This is a genomic window from Solirubrobacter ginsenosidimutans (genome assembly GCF_027587205.1).
The window spans coordinates 1-18,986 of sequence record NZ_JAPDOD010000054.1; the positions used below are offsets into that span (position 1 = coordinate 1).

Annotated in this window: 12 protein-coding genes; 6 read left to right on the forward strand and 6 right to left on the reverse strand. The window is 72.3% G+C overall.

Going from position 1 to position 18,986, the window contains the following annotated elements:
* The coding region (gene selB, locus OM076_RS36650) for a selenocysteine-specific translation elongation factor (protein ID WP_270045139.1) at positions 1-851 on the reverse strand (851 nt) is incomplete at its 3' end.
* 148 nt (positions 852-999) lie between these two features.
* On the opposite strand from selB, the gene ilvB reads away from it, so the two are divergent.
* Complete coding sequence (gene ilvB, locus OM076_RS36655; RefSeq protein WP_270045140.1) at positions 1,000-2,673, forward strand: biosynthetic-type acetolactate synthase large subunit; 1,674 nt, start codon at positions 1,000-1,002, stop codon at positions 2,671-2,673.
* Positions 2,674-2,767: 94 nt separating this feature from the next.
* Here the strand turns inward: ilvB and selA are convergent, their stop codons facing one another.
* Positions 2,768-4,063, reverse strand: a complete 1,296-nt coding sequence (gene selA / locus OM076_RS36660) for an L-seryl-tRNA(Sec) selenium transferase (RefSeq protein WP_270045141.1) — start codon at positions 4,061-4,063, stop codon at positions 2,768-2,770.
* Positions 4,060-5,631 carry a hypothetical protein gene (locus OM076_RS36665; RefSeq protein ID WP_270045142.1) on the reverse strand — a complete coding sequence of 524 codons (1,572 nt, stop codon included), beginning with the start codon at positions 5,629-5,631 and terminating at the stop codon, positions 4,060-4,062. The genes selA and OM076_RS36665 overlap by 4 nt, the downstream gene beginning before the upstream one ends.
* A 32-nt stretch (positions 5,632-5,663) precedes the next feature.
* Between OM076_RS36665 and OM076_RS36670 the strand changes: the two genes are divergently transcribed.
* Positions 5,664-7,289, forward strand: a complete 1,626-nt coding sequence (locus tag OM076_RS36670) for an acyl-CoA mutase large subunit family protein (RefSeq protein WP_270045143.1) — start codon at positions 5,664-5,666, stop codon at positions 7,287-7,289.
* Here OM076_RS36670 and OM076_RS36675 read toward each other — a convergent pair.
* The gene (locus tag OM076_RS36675; protein ID WP_270045144.1) at positions 7,274-8,308 is read right to left on the reverse strand and encodes a trans-sulfuration enzyme family protein; all 1,035 of its coding nucleotides are present in this window, start codon (positions 8,306-8,308) and stop codon (positions 7,274-7,276) included. The genes OM076_RS36670 and OM076_RS36675 overlap by 16 nt on opposite strands.
* 47 nt (positions 8,309-8,355) lie before the next feature.
* On the opposite strand from OM076_RS36675, the gene OM076_RS36680 reads away from it, so the two are divergent.
* Together OM076_RS36680 and OM076_RS36685 are read left to right on the forward strand one after the other, a co-directional pair.
* On the forward strand, positions 8,356-9,519 hold the full coding sequence (locus OM076_RS36680; protein WP_270045145.1) for an NAD(P)/FAD-dependent oxidoreductase: 1,164 nt from the start codon (positions 8,356-8,358) through the stop codon (positions 9,517-9,519).
* A complete protein-coding gene (locus OM076_RS36685; protein WP_270045146.1) occupies positions 9,520-10,224 on the forward strand; it encodes a GntR family transcriptional regulator in 705 nt (234 codons plus the stop codon). It begins immediately after the preceding gene.
* On the opposite strand, the gene OM076_RS46510 is transcribed toward OM076_RS36685, so the two are convergent.
* Positions 10,221-14,756 (reverse strand): calcium-binding protein, encoded by a 4,536-nt coding sequence (locus OM076_RS46510; protein ID WP_270045147.1) that lies wholly within the window; start codon positions 14,754-14,756, stop codon positions 10,221-10,223. The two genes, OM076_RS36685 and OM076_RS46510, sit on opposite strands and share 4 nt — an antisense overlap.
* Before the next feature lie 149 nt (positions 14,757-14,905).
* Between OM076_RS46510 and OM076_RS36695 the strand changes: the two genes are divergently transcribed.
* Positions 14,906-16,474 carry an acyl-CoA carboxylase subunit beta gene (locus tag OM076_RS36695; protein ID WP_270045148.1) on the forward strand — a complete coding sequence of 523 codons (1,569 nt, stop codon included), beginning with the start codon at positions 14,906-14,908 and terminating at the stop codon, positions 16,472-16,474.
* Here OM076_RS36695 and OM076_RS36700 read toward each other — a convergent pair.
* Positions 16,471-17,814: a hypothetical protein gene (locus OM076_RS36700; RefSeq protein ID WP_270045149.1), complete on the reverse strand. Its 1,344-nt coding sequence runs from the start codon at positions 17,812-17,814 to the stop codon at positions 16,471-16,473. The genes OM076_RS36695 and OM076_RS36700 overlap by 4 nt on opposite strands.
* Before the next feature lie 121 nt (positions 17,815-17,935).
* Here OM076_RS36700 and OM076_RS36705 point away from each other — a divergent pair, with 121 nt between their 5' ends.
* The gene (locus tag OM076_RS36705; protein WP_272598877.1) at positions 17,936-18,940 is read left to right on the forward strand and encodes a LacI family DNA-binding transcriptional regulator; all 1,005 of its coding nucleotides are present in this window, start codon (positions 17,936-17,938) and stop codon (positions 18,938-18,940) included.
* Positions 18,941-18,986 lie beyond the last annotated feature (46 nt).

Consider the following 18,986-nt stretch of genomic DNA (forward strand, 5'->3'; position numbering starts at 1 on the left):
GCCGCCCCGCCGCCGCCCGCCGCCCCGCCGCCGCGCGTCGCGCCGCCGCCCACCGCACCTTCGCGGTCCACGATCACGTCTCCCCGCACGACCTCGTCGCGCGCGACGCCGGCGAGGTTCATGGCGACCCGCTGGCCCGCCTGCGCGATCTCGACGGCGACGTCGTGCACCTCGACGCCGCGGATCCGCGCTTCGCGGCCCGAGGGCAGGACGGTCACGTGCGCGCCTCGCTCCGCCACACCCGACCACAGCGTGCCCGTGACGACGGTGCCCGCGCCGTGGATCGTGAAGACGCGGTCGACGTGCAGGCGCAGCGGGCCTTCTCCAGCACGCCCGACCACCCGCTCCGCCGCCCGCGACAGGGCCTCGCGCAGCGCGTCGAGCCCCGCGCCCGTCCGCGCCGACACGACCACGATCTCGGCTCCCGGCAGCAGCTCGGCTGCCTCGCCCACCGCCCGGGCCGGGTCTGCGAGATCGCACTTCGTCACCGCGACCACGCCGACCTCCACGCCCAACGCCGCCAGGACCGCCGCGTGCTCGCGGGTCTGCGGCATCACGCCGTCGTCGGCGGCGACGACCATCAGGAACAGGTCGATGCCGGTCGCGCCCGCGACCATCGTGCGCACGAAGCGCTCGTGGCCGGGGACGTCGACGACGCTCAGGCGGCGCGAAGGCAGGTCCAGCGGCGCGTAGCCGAGCGCGATCGAGATCCCGCGCGCCTTCTCCTCCGGCAGCCGGTCGGTGTCCTCACCGGTGAGCGCGAACACCAATGCGGTCTTCCCGTGATCGATGTGGCCCGCTGTTCCAAGGGTCAGCGGTGTGGCATCATTCAAAGGGTGACCGGCCTGCACGCCTTACGAGTATCCCCCCGCGTGCACTCCGCCGTCCGCTGATCCGCGCCTTCGCGCAGACCTGATCGATCCAAAGGAGCTCCACCGTGCTTGCCACGCTCGTCGTACTCATCCCTGTCCGCACCCTCACGACTCATCCTCAGCGCAAATGCGCGGCGCCGACGCCCTGATCCGCGCGCTCGAGCGCGCCGGCGTCGACACGGTCTTCGGCATCCCCGGTGGGGCGTGCCTGCCGATCTATGACGCCCTGCATGAGAGCCCGATCCGCCACGTCCTGATGCGCCACGAGGCGGCCGCCGGCCACGCCGCCGAGGGGTACGCGCGAGCGTCGGGACGGATCGGCGTCGCGATCGGCACGTCCGGCCCGGGCGCGACGAACCTCGTCACCGCGATCGCCGACGCCCAGATGGACTCGACCCCGACGCTGTTCATCACCGGCCAGGTCAAGACCACCCTGCGTGGCACGAACGCCTTCCAGGAGGCGGACGTGATCGGCATCACGCAGCCGCTGGTGAAGCACTCGATCGCGATCGAGCGTGCCGACGACGTCGCCCAAGCGGTGGTCGACGCCATCCGGATCGCCACCAGCGGGCGGCCCGGGCCGGTGCTGATCGACCTTCCGGTCGACATCGCCAACGCCCCCGCGCGCGACGACACCCACGAGCCGTACCTCCCCGGCTACCGCCCGCGTGAGCGGCCCAACGGCCGCCAGGTGCGGCGTGCCGCGCAGGCGCTGGCGACCGCGCGGCGACCGGTGCTCTACGCGGGCGGCGGGGTGACCAATGCCGATGCGTCAACGGAGCTGCGCACCCTCGCGGCGCTCTCCGGCGCGCCCGTGACGACGACGCTGATGGCGCTCGGCGCGTTCCCGGCTTCCGATCCCCAGTGGCTCGGGATGCTCGGCATGCACGGCACTAAGGTCGCCAACTGGGCGATGGACGAGGCGGACCTGATTGTCGCCATCGGCGCCCGCTTCGACGACCGCGTCACCGGCGCGCTGGACGAGTTCGCCCCGAGCGCGAAGATCGTGCACATCGACGTCGATCCGTCCGAGATCGGCAAGATCGTCACGGCTCACGTGCCGGTGGTGGGGGACGCGAAGCTCGCCCTGGAGGCCCTGATCGAGGCCTACGGCAAGTGCGACGCGGACGCGACGCGGCTCGCCGAGTGGTGGCATCGCATCCGCGGCTGGCAGGCGGCGCACCCGCTGCGCGAGCCGGAGCCGGCCGAGCCCGGCTGCGTCGCGCCCGAGTTCGCGCTCGACCAGCTCGCGAGCGTGCTCGGGGACGCGATCGTGACCACCGACGTCGGCCAGCACCAGATGTGGGCGGCCGGCCGGCTGGGCTTCGAGGCGCCGCGGCGCTGGATCACGAGCGGCGGGTTGGGGACGATGGGCTTCGGCCTGCCGGCCGCGCTCGGCGCCCAGGCCGCGTCCCCCGATGCGACCGTCGTGTGCGTCTCCGGCGAGGGCTCGTTCCTGATGAACGTGCAGGAGCTGGCGACCGCGGTCGAGGAGCAGCTCCCGGTCAAGGTGCTCCTGCTCGACAACGCGTCGCTCGGCATGGTGCGCCAGCAGCAGGACCTCTTCTGGGGCGGCCGCCGCACGGCCGTCGACCTCGGTTCGAGCCCCGACTGGGAGCTGCTGTGCCGCGCCTTCGGCTGGAGCGTGCGGTCGATCGGCGACGGCGACGAGGTCGAGGACGCCCTCGCCGAAACGCTCGCCGAGCCCGGACCCGCGCTCCTGCACGTCCGCATCGCCCCCGAGGCCAACTGCCTCCCGATGTTCAGGCCGGGAGGAGCCGCGCGCGAGATGATCGGCTAAACCCCCGCTAAAGGGCCAGACCCCTTATCCGCGGTTTAGGTTCGGATCGCGGCGTTGATTGGCTCTGCGCCGCGATCGGCCACCTAAAGGGAACCTAAGGGGTCTGGCCCCTTAGGTGGGGTTTAACTGCGGCGATGGTTGCCTCCAGCTCGTCGTCCGCCAGTGTGCGGGGGTCGAGCAGGAGGCGGGCGTGCTCGACGCGGCCGATGAGCGGCGGGTCGCCGGCGCGCAATGCGGGCGCCAGCGAGGCGTCCGGGAGCGCGACGACCGGGCCCGGGAGCTCGAGGAGTGGGAGCGCGCCGCCGCCCACGCGGGCGACGGATTCGATGATCTCGGCCCCCGGCAAGGCGGCGGCGAGACGCTCCGCGCGCGTCAACAGAACCTCCCGCGAGGCATGCAGCATCGCGAGCACCGGGATCTCGTCCGGTGCGTCGCGGTGCAACCGCAGTGTCGCCTCCAACGCGGCGAGCGAGAGCTTGTCGATACGCAGGGCACGGGCGAGCGGGTGGCGCTTCGCGCGCTCGACCGCCTCGGCGCGGCCGACCAGCAGCCCCGCCTGCGGGCCGCCGAGCAGCTTGTCGCCCGAGAAGCAGACCAGCGCCGCACCCGCCGCGACCGAGCGCCGGACCGCCGGCTCGTCATACAGCGCGTCGAGCGCTCCCGAGCCGACATCGTCGATCACCGGCACGCCGAGCTCGCACAGCGCCTCGACACCCACATCCTCGACGAACCCGAGCTGGCGGAAGTTCGACTGATGCACGCGCAGGATCGCCGCGGTGTCAGCTGTCACCGCCCGCGAATAGTCGTCGACGCGGGTCCGGTTGGTGGTGCCGACCTCGACCAGCCGCGCACCCGCCTGCGCGATCACGTCCGGCACGCGGAACCCGCCGCCGATCTCGACGAGCTGCCCGCGCGAGACGATCACCTCGCGGCCAACGCCCGCCAGCGCCGCCGTGGCCAGCAGCGCCGCACCCGCCCCGTTGTTGACCGCGAACCCCGCCTCGGCGCCGGTCAAAGCGCACAGCAGCGCCTCGACATGGATATGCCGCGACCCGCGCTCCCCGGTCACGAGGTCGAGCTCGAGGTTCCCGTAGCCCTCCGCCGCTCGCGCGACCGCCTCCCGCGCCGCCGCCGCCAGCGGCGCGCGGCCCAGGTTGGTGTGGATGATCACGCCGGTCGCGTTGAGCACCCGCCGCAGCGACGGCCGGGTCACATCCGCAGCCCAAGCTCGCGCCCGCGCGCCGAGATCCGTCTCCCCAAGCGCGCCGCCCAGCAGCTCCGCCCGCCGCTCCGCCAGCACCGCCCGCGCGGCCGCGACCGCGAGCGCCCGCGGCGCGTCGACCTCCGCGGCCAGCGTGTCGACCGGAGGGAGGCCGCGCAGCGCGCTCACCGCACGCGGACCTTCACCGACTTCGAGTAGCCGACCGCGAACGGGTAGGCCGCGTCGGGCCGCACCCGCACCCGCATCGGGTACGTCTTGCGCCGCGCGCCGGCGCGGAACCGGTACTGCGTCGTGAACCTCCCCGACGCGCGTGTCCGCACCGTGGCGAACGTGCGCCAATGGCCCTGCTCGCGCGCCTGGACGTCGATCAGCTTCCCGCGCGACGGCACCCGCCCGCCTAGGAGCCGTCCGGCGAGCCGCACCCGCGACCCGGCCAGCAGCGTTCGCGGTGACGCGGTCAGCGTCGCCCGTGCCGGCACCCGCACGTCGAGCGCCTTCGAGCAGACGAAGTAGCGGTCCGTGGCGTTGATCCGCCGCGCCGCCCGCAACCGCCGCGACGGCCCGGCCGGCACCGCGAGCGAGAACGACCCGTCCGCACCCGTCACCGCGGTCCCGCTCACCACCGACGGCGCACCGCTGCGCCGTTCCTTGCTCAGCAGGTTCACGACGACGCCCGCCCCCGCGCCCGCCACCGTTCCGGTCACCGTCGTCCGGCCGGACGCGCGCGTGACCGTGCTCTTGCGCGTGCCCTTCAGACCGGCGAGCACGGGTGTCGAACCCGAGCTCACGTTCGGATCGCACTCTGCGATCTGGTTCTGCGTGCGCACCTGCACCGGGCCGAACGACGCGCTGTTGGTCGCGGTCGCGTCGGTGATCACGAGCCGGATCGAGTGCGCGCCGTCCCGCAGCCCGGCGGTGTTGTACGAGAGCGTCCCGCTCGCGCTCGGCTTGCACGGCACCGCGCCCTTGAACGGCGGCACGCAGTCGCCGTCGTTGTCGTCGATGATCGCCGACGTCACGGTCGCCCCGTCGACCTCGAGGATGGCCTGATAGACGCCACCACCCTGGTCCGCGGCCGAGAAACTCGCGGACCGGACGCCGGTGAGCGGCTGCGCGGTGTCGAACAGGTCTCCGGACGGCGTGCCGACGAGCACCGGGTCGGCGAGGTCGCGCAGTGTGAAGTCCGCGCGGGGAATCGACATGAGCTGAGCGCCGCTCCCGGCGGTGCAGCCACCCGGGTTGCAATCCGCGAACGCCACCAGCGCGCCGATGTCGAGACCGGACTGTGTCACGCGCGTCGCCTCGGACACGGTGCCGTTGCCGAGGCCTGGGCACCCGGAGATCGCCCAGCAGGTCTCTACGTAGTGCTCGTTCAGACCGTCGGCGGCGTCCCGGAACAGCGACCAGTTCCAGGCCCAGCCGTCTCGGGCTTCCGTCTTGACGGTGCGAAACAGCGAGTACCCGAGGATCCGCGTTGCCGCCGGCGCCGTGAATGTCCAAGTCACACTCTGCTGCTGCGATGCGGTGCCGCTCGCGGGACCGGCCGTCAGCGCTCCGCCGCTTGCGCACTTGTCCTGCTTGGTCATGGGCGCCGTGCCCCCTGGAAGCCACCCCGCCGTCGCTGCGGGCGTCCCGTTGGGCGCTTGGCACGTGGAGGTCGTGTAGACGTCATCGGCGTGAGCCGGCATGGCGACGGACAACAGCGTGGCGACGGCCACGACCAGCAAACGGCGCATCGCGGCGAAGGCTAGCGGCGTACCCTTTGCCCATGGCCATCGAGGACAAGGACGCCGCCACCGATCTGTCCGTGGCACCCGTCGTCGGCCCCGATGATCCGCGCCGGTTCACGGATTCGGGCATCGAGGTCAAGACGCTGTACACGAGCGCGGACCTGCCGGAGAACCTCGATCTGGGCAAGCCCGGGGAGTTCCCGTACACCCGCGGCGTGCACGCGGACATGTACCGCAAGCGCACGTGGACGATGCGCCAGTACGCGGGCTACGCGTCGGCGAAGGAGTCCAACGAGCGCTACAAGTACCTGCTCAAGAACGGCAGCACCGGCCTGAGCATGGCCTTCGACCTGCCCACGCAACTCGGCCTGGACTCCGACGATCCGCGCAGCCTCGGCGAGGTCGGCCGGACCGGCGTGGCGATCGACACGCTGGACGACATGCGGACCGCCTTCGACGGCATCCCGCTCGACGAGGTCAGCGTCTCGATGACCATCAACGCGCCCGCCGCGGTGCTGTTGCTGCTCTATGAACTCGTCGCCGAGGAGCAGGGCGTCGAATCCAAGGTGCTCAAGGGCACTGTGCAGAACGACATCCTCAAGGAGTACATCGCGCGCGGGAACTTCATCTACCCGCCCGCGCCGAGCATGCGGCTCACCACCGACCTGTTCGCGTACTGCAAGGAGAACATCCCGCGCTGGAACACGGTCTCGATCTCCGGGTACCACTTTCGCGAGAAGGGCGCCTCCGCCGTCCAGGAGGTCGCGTTCACGCTCGCGAGCGGCATGGCCTACGTGCAGGCGGCGATCGACGCGGGCCTCGCGGTCGACGACTTCGCGCCCCGCCTCGCGTTCTTCTTCAACGGCCACAACAACGTCTTCCAGGAGGTCGCGAAGTTCCGCGCCGCCCGGAACATGTGGGCGCACGCGATGGCCGACCGCTTCGGCGCGAAGGACCCGAAGTCGCTGATGCTGCGCTTCCACACGCAGACGGGCGGCGTCACGCTGACCGCGCAGCAGCCGATGAACAACATCGTCCGCGTCGCGCTGCAGGGCTTCGCGGCGGTCTGCGGCGGAACGCAAAGCCTCCATACGAACGGCTTCGACGAGGCGCTCGCGCTGCCAAGCGAAAGAGCCGCCAAGCTCGCGCTGCGCACCCAGCAGGTGATCGCCCACGAGTCCGGCGCCACCGACACCGTCGACCCGTTCGCCGGCTCCTACTACGTCGAGGCGCTGACCGCCGAGATCGAGCAGCGCGCCTGGGCGCTGATCGAGAAGGTCGACGAGCAGGGCGGCTCGGTCGAGGCGATCACGTTCATCAAGACCGAGATCGAGGAATCGGCCTTCGGCTACCACGAGCGCTACCGGACCGCGCAGGACATCGTGGTCGGCGTCAACAAGTACGTCGAGGACGCCGCCGAGGTCGAGGAGATCTTGAGTGTCGACCCCGAGTCCGAGCGCCAGCAGCTCGAGCGCCTGAAGGCCTTCAAGGCCGACCGCGACAGCGAGCTCACGACCAAACGCCTGCAGGAGCTGCAGGCGGCGGCCAAGGGCAGCGACAACCTGCTGCCGCCGATCCGCCAGGCGCTCAAGGACCGCGCCTCCGTCGGCGAGGTCTGCGGCGCCCTCAGGGAAGTCTTCGGCGAGTATCAGCCGGAGATCTGAAGCGCGCGGTCGAGGTCGCTCCAGAGATCCTCGACGTGCTCGCAGCCGACGCTGAGGCGGATCAGCGACGGCCCGCGCCGGTCGATCAGCGACTCGACCCCGCCGAGCGACTTGGCGTGGGTGAAGACCTCGACGGCGCCGCACACCGCGTCCGGGTCGCCCTGCAGCTCGAACGAGAGCATCGCGCCGAACCCGTCCATGAAGCGCGCCGCCCGCTCGTGGAAGCGGTCGCCCGGCAGGCCGGGGTAGTGCACCGCGCTCACGGCAGGGTGCTCGAGGAGCCGCGAGGCGAGCGTCGAAGCACTGCGCTGGGCCAGCTCCAGCCGCACCGGCAGCGTGCGCAGGCCGCGCAGCGCGAGGAACGCCTCGAGCGCGCCCGGCGTGGCGCCGACCTGCGCCCGGGCGTGGCGGAGCGCCGCAGGGTCGCGGGTGCTGATCACGCCCAGCAGCAGGTCCGAGTGCCCGCCGATGAACTTCGTCGCACTGTGCATCGCGAACGTCGCGCCCAGCTCGAGCGGCCGCTGCAGCAGCGGCGTCGCGAACGTCGAGTCGACCGCGACCGGCACGCTCGCGGCGCACAGCCGGTCGAGCTCGCAGACCTCCAGCAGCGGATTGCTCGGCGTCTCCAGCCACAGCAGATCCGCCCCCGCGCACGCCCGCAGCGTCGCCTCCGTATCGGTCGTGTCGACGGTCTCGAGAACGATTCGCCCGACCGCCGCACGCTCGGCGAGCAGTGAGCGCGTCCACGCATAGCCGGCCACCGGCCCGACCACCCGCGCGCCCGCCGGTAGCGTCTCGAGGATCGCGGCCGCGCCCGCCGTGCCCGAGCTGAAGGCCACGGCCGAGCCGCCCTCCAGCGCCCCGATCGCCTCCTCGAAGGCCTCCCAGCTCGGGGAGCCCTCTTCGCGCGCGTACGTGTCGCCATGGAAGCTCGAAGCGAGCACGAGCGGCGCGTTCAGCGGCGAGCCGGAGGTGCGCGGTCCGCGCCCGGCGTGGATGGCGATCGTCGAGCGGTCCATGTGCATATTGTTGACAATCTGCAATCGAATCGGCAACCTCCGCTCGCATGGCAGCCCGTCACGCACCCGTTCCTGAATCCGCGGACGTCGTGATCGTCGGCGGCGGCGTCGTCGGCGTCAGCGCCGCGTTCCACCTCGCAGAGGCCGGCGCCCAGGTCGTCCTGCTCGAGCGCGACCAGCTGGGCAGCGGCTCGACGTCGAAGGCCGCCGGCGGCTTCCGCACGCAGTTCAGCGACCCGCTGAACATCGAGATCGCGCGCCGCAGCGCCGAGGCCTTCAAGGCGTTCGACCGCCGGCCGGGCTGGGAGATCGACCTGCACGAGGTCGGCTACCTGTTCCTGCTCACCCGCGAGGAGGACGTCGACGCGTTCACCCGCAGCGTCGCGCTGCAGAACGAGCTCGGCATCCCCACCCGCATGGTCACGCCGGAGGAGGCGCGGGAGCTGAGCCCGCTGCTCGAGGTCGACGGCGTCCTCGCCGCCAGCTACTCGCCGCAGGACGGCCACGCGACGCCCGAGGCCGTCGTCCAGGGTTACGCCTCCGCCGCCCGCGGCTTCGGCGCCCACCTGCAGACGAGCTGCGAGGTCGACCGGATCACCATGCGCGGCGACCGGATCGAAGCCGTCCACGCCAACGGGACCACGGTCAAGACCGACACCGTGATCTGCGCGGCGGGCGCATGGTCGCGGCGCTGCGGGGAGCTCGCGGGCGTCGAGCTCCCGGTCTCCGGCCTGCGCCGACAGGTGCTGTTCACCGAGCCGATGGCAGACCTGCCGCCGACGCTCCCGCTGACGATCGACTTCTCGACGACCTTCTACTACCACCGCGAAGGCCCGGGCCTGTTGATGGGCATGTCGGACCCGACCGAGACCCCGGGCTTCAACATCGAGACGACCGACGACTGGATCCCGGCGCTGCTCGACATCGCCCAGCGCCGCGCGCCCCGGATCGCCACCACCGGCATCCGCGGCGGGTGGGCGGGCCTGTACGACATGAGCCCGGACCACAACGCGATCATCGGCGAGGCCACGGGCGTCAGCCGCTTCCTCTACGCCACGGGCTTCTCCGGCCACGGCTTCCTCCAGGGCCCGGCGACCGGCGAGCTGCTGCGCGACCTCGTGCTGCGCCGCCCGACGTTCGCCGACATCACGCCGCTGCGCGTCGAGCGTTTCCAGAACGCCGACATCCGGCCGGAGCACAACATCGTCTAGATGCAACTCAAAGCCGCACCGGCGCCCTCCAACGTCGACGTGGCGGTCGAGGCGCTGCGCGACGCGATCGTCGACGGCCAGCTCAAGCCCGGCCAGCGCCTGAAGGAGATCCCGCTCGCCGAGCAGCTCGGGGTCTCACGCGGGCCGATCCGCGACGCGCTGCGGCTGCTCGAACGCGACGGCCTGATCGACGTGATCCCGAACCGCGGCGCCGTGGTCCCCGAGGTGCACGCCCTTGACGTGCTCGAGGTCTACGCGCTGCGCGCCGCGTTCGGCTCGCTCGCGCTGCAGAAGCTGATGCTCGAGGAGCGCTTCCCCGCCGAAGCGCTGGACCGCGAGCTGCGCCGCCTCCGCGGCGCGGTCGAGCGGGGCAACGTGCGCAAGGCCGGAGACGCGGACCTCGCGTACCAGTCGACGATCATCGCCGCGTCCGGCCTGAACCGCGTCACCCGCGAGTTCGAGCGTCTCACCTGGCAGGTCCGCGCCTTCATGACCGCGCTCGAGATCGGTTACGAGGACAAGCTGCCACGCATCCTCGCCGAGGTCGAGGCACTGCACGCGGCCATCGTCGCCCGCAAAGCGATCGAAGCGGAGGCGCTGTGGCGGGAGAAGTACGAGCGCTGGGTGCGCAACCTCGTCGAGCTGCTGCCCGAGACGTTCGACGAAGCACTGTGGACGGCCCTGACCTCGGGCCGTCCCCGCTAGCTGGCGCCCTCGCTGGGCATGTAGAACTCGCAGCCGACGAGCAGATCGTCGTCCTGGTCGGCGCGGTAGCGGTCGAAGCCCGAGCCGCAGAACACGCGCTCGTGCGCGCTGTAGCCGGCGAAGACGGTGTCGTCGCCGTCGCCCGCGTCGGCAAGGTTCGCGCCGCCGCGGGCGTCGATCACGTCGCTGCCGGCGCCGCCGTAGAGCTCCTCGTCGTTGTCGGAGCCGATGATGGAGTCGTCGCCGCGCCCGCCGCGGGCGATCTCGATGTCGGCGTCGACATCGTCGCGCTCGATCAGCTGCCACGGATCGTCGTCGTCGATGTCCCCGTCGTCGTCTGAGTCCACGTGCGCGTAGGTGCCGTCGTCGGCGACCGTGTGGTCGTAGTCCTTGTCGACGTTGTCGTCGTCGCCGAGCGTGATCCGCACCGGCGTGCGGCGGTCGGCGTAGTTGACGGTGTCCAGCCCGCCACCGCCGCGCATGACGTCAGCGCCGGCGCCCGCGAGCAGGATGTCTGACCCGTCGCCGCCGAGGAGGGTGTCGTCGCCTTCGCCGCCGTCGAGCCGGTCGTCGCCGTCGCCGCCGTAGACGACGTCGTTGCCCAGCCCACCGCGCAGCACGTCGTTGCCGCCCAGCCCGCACAACACGTCATTGCCGTCCGTGCCGGTCAGGACGTCGTCGCCCGCGGTTCCGCGGATCGTGCACGCGGCCTCGTCGAACGGCGCCGCGACGGAGACGATCGCCCCCGACGAGGAGTTGATCCACGGCGTGTAGTTGTTCGCGTAGCCGCCGCCGGAGGCGAAGTAGTGCCCGGTCGTCGCACTGGTCGTGACCGCGACGTCGATCGTCAGCTGCCCGTTGGCCTCGATCGAGAGCCCGTTGCGCCAGCGCAGGAAGTTGCCGCTGGAGATCTCCGGGTCGTCGGTGAAGGAGCCCGTGGTGCTGCCGGGCTTGTACGCGAACCCGTCGGGCAGGTCGATCCAGGCGTACTGCATGAAGACGTTGATCGGGTTCGGGTTGCGGAGGGTGAGCCGGTAGCCGTCGGCGGCGCCCGGGGTGACCGAGTCGTCGAGTGCGGTCAGCGTCGACTCGACCGGCGGCCACTCGCCGTAGGTGCCGTAGCTCTCCTCGGACCACTCGCCCTCGGCGGTCACGATGCAGCGCAGCTCCCAGTCGACGTCTGCGGCCTGAACCACGTACGTGTCGTCGTCGGCGCCGGGAATCCGCGTCCAGGGACGCTCGAATCCCTCCCGCTCCCAGCGGTAGGTGAAGGAGTACCGCAGGCCTTCGCTGTCGTTCCACTGGCCGGGGTCGCACGTGATCGCACGGCCGACGTAGGCGCGGCCGTCGGGCCCTGGGCTGTTGCCGACGATCTTCGGCGCGGAGACGAGCAGCTCGTCGGTGCGCTCGGCGGTCAGGCCTTCGGCGGTGACCTCGCACGTGAACCGGCCTTCGAAGTCGGTGCGGGTGAGCGGGCCGAGCTGCGGCGCGGTCGCGCCCGCGATCGCGACGTCGTCCTTGAACCACTGGTAGGTGACCGCGTAGCGGGCCGCGGCGGTGTCGTCCCAGACGCCTCGCGAGCAGGTGAGCGTGCCGCGCAGCTGCGGCGTGCCGCCGATCTGCGGCGGCGTGAGCGCCCCAGGCGGATCGACGGCCGCCGTCTCGGAGGCGGCGACGGTCAGCCCTTCGGCCGTGACCTCGCACACGAAGTCCTTGCCGGCGTCGGTCGTGCCGACCGCGAGCGAGCTCGCCGTGCCGGCCGCGACGCCGTCGCGCAGCCAGCGGTACGTGAGCGCGTAGGTCCCGTCCCACTCGCCGGGCGTGCACGTCAACGTCGTGCCGATCCGGCGGTCGCCCTCGATTTGCGGGGCATGGAGCACCGACGGTGCCGCCGGTGAGAGCGAGGACGACACGGCCGCGGTGAGCCCGGCGGCGGTCGCCTCGCAGGTGATCGCCTTGCCGACGTCGGCGGCGACGACGCGATAGCTCGCGCCCGTCTCGCCCGCGATGGCGACGCCGGCGCGCAGCCAGCGATGTGCCGTGATCGGATAGGTCGCGTCCCACGTGCCGTCGCCGCAGGTGAGCGTGCCGCCGATCCGCGGCGTCCCGGTCAGCGTGGGTGCGACGAGGTTCTCGGGTGCCTTGGGGGTCACGGCCGGCGACGCGACCGGGGAGAGCGCCTCGGCGCGCACCTCGCAGCTCAACGCCGCGGCGAGGTCGGCGACGACGACCGTGTGCGTGGCGGCGGTCTCACCCGCGATCGCCGCGGGGCCGCGCAGCCAGCGGTACGTGAACGCATAGCGGCTGCCGGCCGCGTCGTCCCACCCGCCCGGATCGCACGTCAGGACCCGCCCGAGGTGCGGGTCGCCCTCGACACTGGGCGCGACGAGGTTCTTCGGCGCGCGGACGGTCACCGCCCCCGAGACCGTCGGCACGAGACCGTCAGCCCGGACCTCGCACGTGACGGCGTGGCCGATGTCGGCGGCGTCGAGCACGCGGGTCACGGCCGTCGCCCCACCCACGGCGACACCGTCGCGCAGCCACTGGTACGTGAAGTCGTACTGCCCGTCCCAGCTGCCCGAGGAGCAATGCAGCGTGCCCTTCGCGCGCGGGTCGCCGCTGATCGCGGGCGCCGCGGTCAACACCGGAGCGGCGACGACGATTCCCGCGCTGGACGCCGACACGCCGCCGGTCGTGACCTCGCAGCGCAGTTGCTTGCCCACGTCGGCGGCGACGAGCACGTACGTCGCCTGCGTCGCGCCCGCGATCGCCGCGCCGTCGCGCAGCCAGCGATGCGTGAACGCGCCCGCGTTGAGCCACGTGCCGGGTGCGCAGCCGGCGGTCCCGCGCAGGTGCGGGTCGCCGGTGATCGCCGGCAGCGTCCGGTTCTCCGGCTGCGCGCCGCCCGCCGGCTGGGAGACGGTCACCGTCGCCGAGCTCGCGGTGGCCACGCCCGCCGCGGTCGCCTTGCAGAACAGGACGGTGTCGCCGCCGGCAACGGTGTAGGTCGATCCGGTCGCGAGCTGGGTGCCGTCGCCGCGGAACCACGCGTAGGTCAACGAGTAGGTGCCATCCCAGGCGCCGGAGCCGCAGGTCAGCTGCTGGCCCGGCCGCGGGTCGCCGGAGATCACGGGGCCGCCGAGCGAGCGCGGCAGCGGCGGGTGGACCGCGGGCGAGTCGGCGCCGACCAGCCCGCCGGCGACGCGAACCCGGCAGCGCAGCTCGTGCGCCACCTCGTCCCCCGTCAGCGTCAGCGTCTGGCCGGTGGCGAGGAGCGCGCCGTCGCGCAGCCACTCGAACGTGTACGCGTAGTCGCCGTCCCAGTCCCCGCTCGAGCACGTCAGGAGCCGCCCGACGCGGACGTCGCCCACAATCGCCGGCAGGGCGAGCACCTGCGGCGGCGTCGGGATCACGGCCGCGCTCGTCGCCGTCGTCCGGCCGTGGGCGCTCACGCGGCAGCGCAAGGGCTTGCCGATGTCGGCGGCGAGCACCGTGTACGACGCGCCCGTCGCGATCGGCGCGTCGTCGCGCAGCCAGGCGTAGGTGAAGGCGTAGTCGCCGGCGTCCCAGGTGCCCGGTGCGCAGCTCAGCGCGCGCCCGAGCCGCGGGTCGCCGCCGATGCGCGGCACCGAGCGGTTCAAAGGATCGGTCACGGCGACGGTCGCGCTCTCGGCCTCGGTGAGCCCCGCGGCGGTGACGCGGCAGGAGAGCGCGTGGCCGGCATCCGCCAAAGCCACGGTGTAGCTCGCCGCAGTGGCGAGCGCGATGTCGTCGCCGTCGCGCAGCCACTGGTAGGCGACCGTGTACGCGGGGACGCCCGCGTCGTCCCAGCCACCGCGCGAGCAGCTCACCGCGCCACCGATCCGCGGCGCGCCGGACACGCCCGGGAGCACGCGGTTGACCGGCGGCTGCGGGACGCTCACGGCGCTGTCGGCACTCGAAGCGTCCGCCGCGGTCACCTCGCAGACCAGCGCATGGCCGAGATCGGCGGCCGTGACCGTGTAGCGGTCGGTCTCCGCCCCGTCGATCGTCTCGTCGTCGCGCAGCCAGTTGAAGCGCGTGGCGTACGCCGGCAGGTCGCGGTCATCCCAGACGCCGCGCGAGCAGCGCAGCTCGCCGCCCAGGCGCGCCGGGCCACTCAACAGCGGCGCGGTGCGCGCCTCGGGGGCGCGCCCGGCGACGGGGTTGGACTCCTGATAGGAGTCGATCTGGCCGTTGACGGCGTGCACGATGCACTGCAGGTCGACATCGGTATCCGCGCCGGTGACGACGTAGGTGGAGGAGTACGCGCCGTCGATCTCCTCGCCGTAGTCGCGGATCCAGAAGAAGTCGTAGTCGTAGCGGGCGTCGGCGGTGTCGTCCCACTTGCCGCGGTCGCAGGAGAGCGTTCCGCCGACCCGCGGGTCGCCGCTGACCGTGGGCGGGACGAGGTTCTCAGGGCGATTGACGTCGGAGAACGCGCCGCGCAGCGCGCCCGCGGCGGACGGCAGGATCGCCACGACGACCAGCGCCGCGAGCAGCACGGCGAGCACCCGCGCGTGCGCACGTCGGTCGCCGGCATCCCTCCATCCGTTCCGAGCCCCCATCCGTGATCCCTCCGTCGCCCTCCGTGCGCACCCTATGCGGAGGCCGACCCTACGTTCGGACAGTCTTTCGGGCAAGCGATATCGTCGCGTCGTCTATGCGCCAGAAGGCTCCCGAGACGTTCGCGGAGCGGCTGGAGCAGCTCGAGGAGCTGCGGGCCGCGGTCGTGGACCACGCGTCGGAAAAAGCGGTCGAGAAGCAGCACGCGAAGGGCAAGTACACGGCCCGTGAGCGGATCGAGAAGCTGCTCGATCCCGGCTCCTTCCAAGAGCTGGACACCTATGTCCGGCATCGGACCACCGACTTCGAGATGCAGAAGAACCGGCCCTGGGGCGACGCCGTCGTCACCGGGCACGGGACGATCGACGGGCGCCGCGTGTGCGTCTTCAGCCAGGACTTCACGGTCTTCGGCGGCTCGCTGGGCGAGGTCATGGCCGAGAAGATGTGCAAGATCATGGACATGGCGGCCAAGATCGGCTGCCCCGTGATCGGCATCAACGACTCCGGCGGCGCGCGCATCCAGGAGGGCGTGGTCTCGCTCGGCGCGTACGGGGACGTCTTCCTGCGCAACGTCCGCTCCTCCGGCGTGATCCCGCAGATCTCGCTGATCATGGGCCCGTGCGCGGGCGGCGCGGTCTACTCCCCCGCGATCACGGACTTCGTGTTCATGGTCAAGGAGACCTCGCACATGTTCATCACCGGCCCCGAGGTGATCAAGACGGTCACGGGCGAGGAGGTCGGCTTCGAGGAGCTCGGCGGGGCGATGAGCCACGCCACCAAGTCCGGCGTCGCCCACTTCGTCGCCGACGACGAGGACGCCTGCCTCGAGGACGCCCGCTACCTCTTCAGCTTCCTGCCCTCCAACAACCTCGAGACGGCGCCGCGGGTCCAGCCCACCGACGACCCGGACCGGATGGACCCCGAGCTCGACGCGATCGTCCCGGACGCCGCCAACAAGCCCTACGACATCCGCGACGTCGTGCGCTACATCGTCGACGACGGCGAGTTCCTCGAGGTCCACGAGCACTACGCGCAGAACATCGTGGTCGGGTTCTCGCGCCTGAACGGCTACGCGATCGGCGTCGTCGGCAACCAGCCGAAGGCGATGGCGGGCGTGCTGGACATCGACGCCAGCGCCAAGGCCGCGCGCTTCGTGCGCTACTGCGACGCGTTCAACATCCCGATCCTCACGCTCGTCGACGTGCCGGGCTTTCTCCCGGGCACGTCGCAGGAGTGGGGCGGGATCATCCGCCACGGCGCCAAGCTGCTCTACGCGTACGCCGAGGCGACGGTGCCCAAGCTCACGGTGATCACCCGCAAGGCCTACGGCGGCGCCTACGACGTCATGTCCTCCAAGCACCTGATGTCGGACTTCAACTTCGCCTGGCCGACCGCCGAGATCGCGGTGATGGGGCCGGAGGGAGCGGTGAACATCATCCACCGCCGCGACATCGCCGCCTCACCCACCCCCGAGAACCGGCGCGAGAAGCTGATCGACGACTACAAGGCCCGCTTCGCCAACCCCTACACCGCGGCCGAGCGCGGCTACGTGGACGACGTGATCATCCCCCACGAGACGCGCCCGAAGCTGATCGCCGCGCTCGAGGCCCTGCTCACCAAGCGTGAGCCGGGCCCGAGGCGCAAGCACGGGAACATCCCGCTTTAGCCGACGTGCGAGATCGCGGCGGTGTTCGAACCGCCGCCGCTGCCGTCGGTGTTGGAGACCCACGCGGCGATCGCGTCGCCCGCGGGCGTCATCGCGACGCTCGGCCAGAGGCCGTTGCGTGACGTGTCCGAGATCGTCTCGTCGGCGCCGAACGGTCCGCCGGCCTGCGGACGGGTGGCGGCGTGGACCGCATAGCTGACCGACTTCGGCTGCTGGGTCTCGACCATCCAGGTCAACGCCGCCGCGCCGGCCGGGCCGCCGGCCAGCGAGAGGCCCTCGGCGTTCTGCGCCAGCGTCTGCGCGGCACCGAACGCGCCGTCGGCCGCGCGGGTGAAGACTTCCAGCGCGCCACCCTCCTCGTACCTGTTGCCCGGCTTGGCCCACGCGACGGTCGCGGTGCCGTCGGCCGAGAAGGCCGCGGCGACCTGGTTGCCCGAGCTCGTCCCCTTGCCGCCGCTCGAAAGGACCGCCGGCGCGGAGAGCGGCGCACCCACCGTGCCCTGGGCGACGCGCAGGCTCGAGCCGGTCTCGTGGCCGACGAAGTGCTCGTCGAGGTACGCGACCTGCACGGCGCCGCCGGCGCCCACGGCGAGGCCGACGTCGGCGTACCCGCCGGCGCCGTCGAGCGTCTGGTCGGCGCCGAACTTCGAGTCCGTACCGGCGGTCAGGACGTGCAGCGGTGACTCGGGGATGTCCGCGTTGCCGCCGAACTGCCAGGTCAGCACGGCGCGGCCGCCGTCGCCCGCGGCGACGTTGAGGATCGGCCGCGACTGCGCCTTCCCGGTCACCGGCGCGGGCGGGGAGAGCGTCTGGGGCGGGTCGAAGGCGGCTTGGCCGGGGCGCCGGATCGAGGCCTGGGCGCGCCAGCCCGCGACGTCGTGCCACGACCAGGCCGCGACCGCGGTGCCGTCCGGAGCGACCGACAGCTGCGGCCCGGCCGACGAGCGCGGGGTGGTGGAGATCGTGCGGGTGGCGCTGCGGGTGCCGTCGGCCGCGACGAACGTCGCCCGGACCCGCTGGAAGGGCTTGTGCCTGCGAACGGTCAGGACGACCGCGTCACCTTTGGCGTCCAGTTGCGCCGCCCAGACCTTCTCGAACGGATCCGCGGCGGTGATCGGGGTGGGTGCGGTGAAGCCGTCGCCGCTGCGCTTGGCGAGCGAGACGGTCGGGTCGAGGAAGCCGGTCTCCACGCTTCCGTCGAACGCGCCTTGCGCGGTCGGGTTGGCGCCGGTCGAACTGCCGAGCGTGGCGGGGGGCGTCCAGGCGGCGTGCGCGGCCGTGGGCGCCGCCAGGGCGGCGACGACGGTCGCCGCCGAGGCGAGCTTGCGCAATCTGTCCATCGTCATCCAGGCTGGTGCTCGACGCTGTGACGGCGGATCCACCAAGGTGTGAACGCACGTCCACCCGCCCACATGAAGCTGGCGCGCAACCGGCGCAAAATCGATTTTCCGGTCGAGTACGATGCCCCGAGTGACGCGACGTCCGACCATTCGTGACGTCGCCGGCGCCGTCGGGATGTCGGTCACCACGGTCTCGCACGCGCTCAACGGCAAGGGCCGGGTCGACGCCGCGACGCGCGAGCGCATCGCCGGCGCGGCCGAGCAGCTGGGCTACCGCGCCGACCGCACGGCGCGGCGGCTGCGCACCGGTCGCAGCGGCACGCTCGGCCTGGTGCTCCCGTCGTTCGGGCTGGGGACCGATGACGACGAGCTGGGTGCGCTGGACTACTACCTGCACCTGGCCGGAGCCGCGACCCGCGCCGCGTTCGCGTCCGGCCACCCGGTGCTCCTGACGCCGCCGTTGAGCACGGTCGAGGACCTGCGCGACCTCGGCGTCGACGGCGGCGTGGTCTGCGACCCGCTGAGCGACGACCGCCGCGTCGAGCTCTTCGAGACCCTCGAGCTGCCGGTCGTGACGATCGAGCGCGACCCGGCGCGGCCTGAACGCCCGTGGGTGGTGCGCGCCGACAACGAGGGCAACACGCGCGCGGTCCTCGATCACCTGGCGCAAGCCGGCTCCGAGCGGATCGCGCTGCTCGCCGCGAGCGGCGGGTGGGGCTGGGCCGAGGAGACGACGGCGGCGTACGAGGCGTGGAGCGCCGAGCACGGGCGCGAGCCGCTCGTGGAGCTCGTCGACCCGCGCACCGGCGAGCGCGGCGGCCACGAGCCGGCGAAGCGTCTGCTCACGCGCGAACGCCCGGACGCGATCCTCTCCCAGGCGGAGCGCTTCACCAACGGCGTGCTGTGCGCGGCGCTCGACCTCGGCCTGCGCATCCCGCAGGACCTGCGGGTCGCGGCCGCGCTCGACAGCCACCAGGCGCGCGACGCGGACGTCACCGCGATCGACCTGCGGCCCGATGCACAGGGTGAGGCCGCGATCGCCCTGCTGCTCGAGCGCCTCGCGGGGGCGGAGCGCGACGCGCCGCTGATCACCGCGTCGGAACTGATGGTCCGCGGTTCCACGTGACCCTGTCGGTCGGGACCGGTCCCACGACGAAGATGGGCCTTCAGAC

What these genes read in the sequence shown, in the direction of transcription:
- OM076_RS36695 (WP_270045148.1), top strand. Translation starts at nt 14,906, where the DNA reads ATGCGCCAGAAGGCTCCCGAGACGTTCGCGGAGCGGCTGGAGCAGCTC.
- OM076_RS36700 (WP_270045149.1), bottom strand. Translation starts at nt 17,814, where the DNA reads ATGGACAGATTGCGCAAGCTCGCCTCGGCGGCGACCGTCGTCGCCGCC.
- OM076_RS36705 (WP_272598877.1), top strand. Translation starts at nt 17,936, where the DNA reads ATGCCCCGAGTGACGCGACGTCCGACCATTCGTGACGTCGCCGGCGCC.
- ilvB (WP_270045140.1), top strand. Translation starts at nt 1,000, where the DNA reads ATGCGCGGCGCCGACGCCCTGATCCGCGCGCTCGAGCGCGCCGGCGTC.
- OM076_RS36670 (WP_270045143.1), top strand. Translation starts at nt 5,664, where the DNA reads ATGGCCATCGAGGACAAGGACGCCGCCACCGATCTGTCCGTGGCACCC.
- OM076_RS36685 (WP_270045146.1), top strand. Translation starts at nt 9,520, where the DNA reads ATGCAACTCAAAGCCGCACCGGCGCCCTCCAACGTCGACGTGGCGGTC.
- OM076_RS36665 (WP_270045142.1), bottom strand. Translation starts at nt 5,631, where the DNA reads ATGCGCCGTTTGCTGGTCGTGGCCGTCGCCACGCTGTTGTCCGTCGCC.
- OM076_RS36680 (WP_270045145.1), top strand. Translation starts at nt 8,356, where the DNA reads ATGGCAGCCCGTCACGCACCCGTTCCTGAATCCGCGGACGTCGTGATC.
- OM076_RS36675 (WP_270045144.1), bottom strand. Translation starts at nt 8,308, where the DNA reads ATGGACCGCTCGACGATCGCCATCCACGCCGGGCGCGGACCGCGCACC.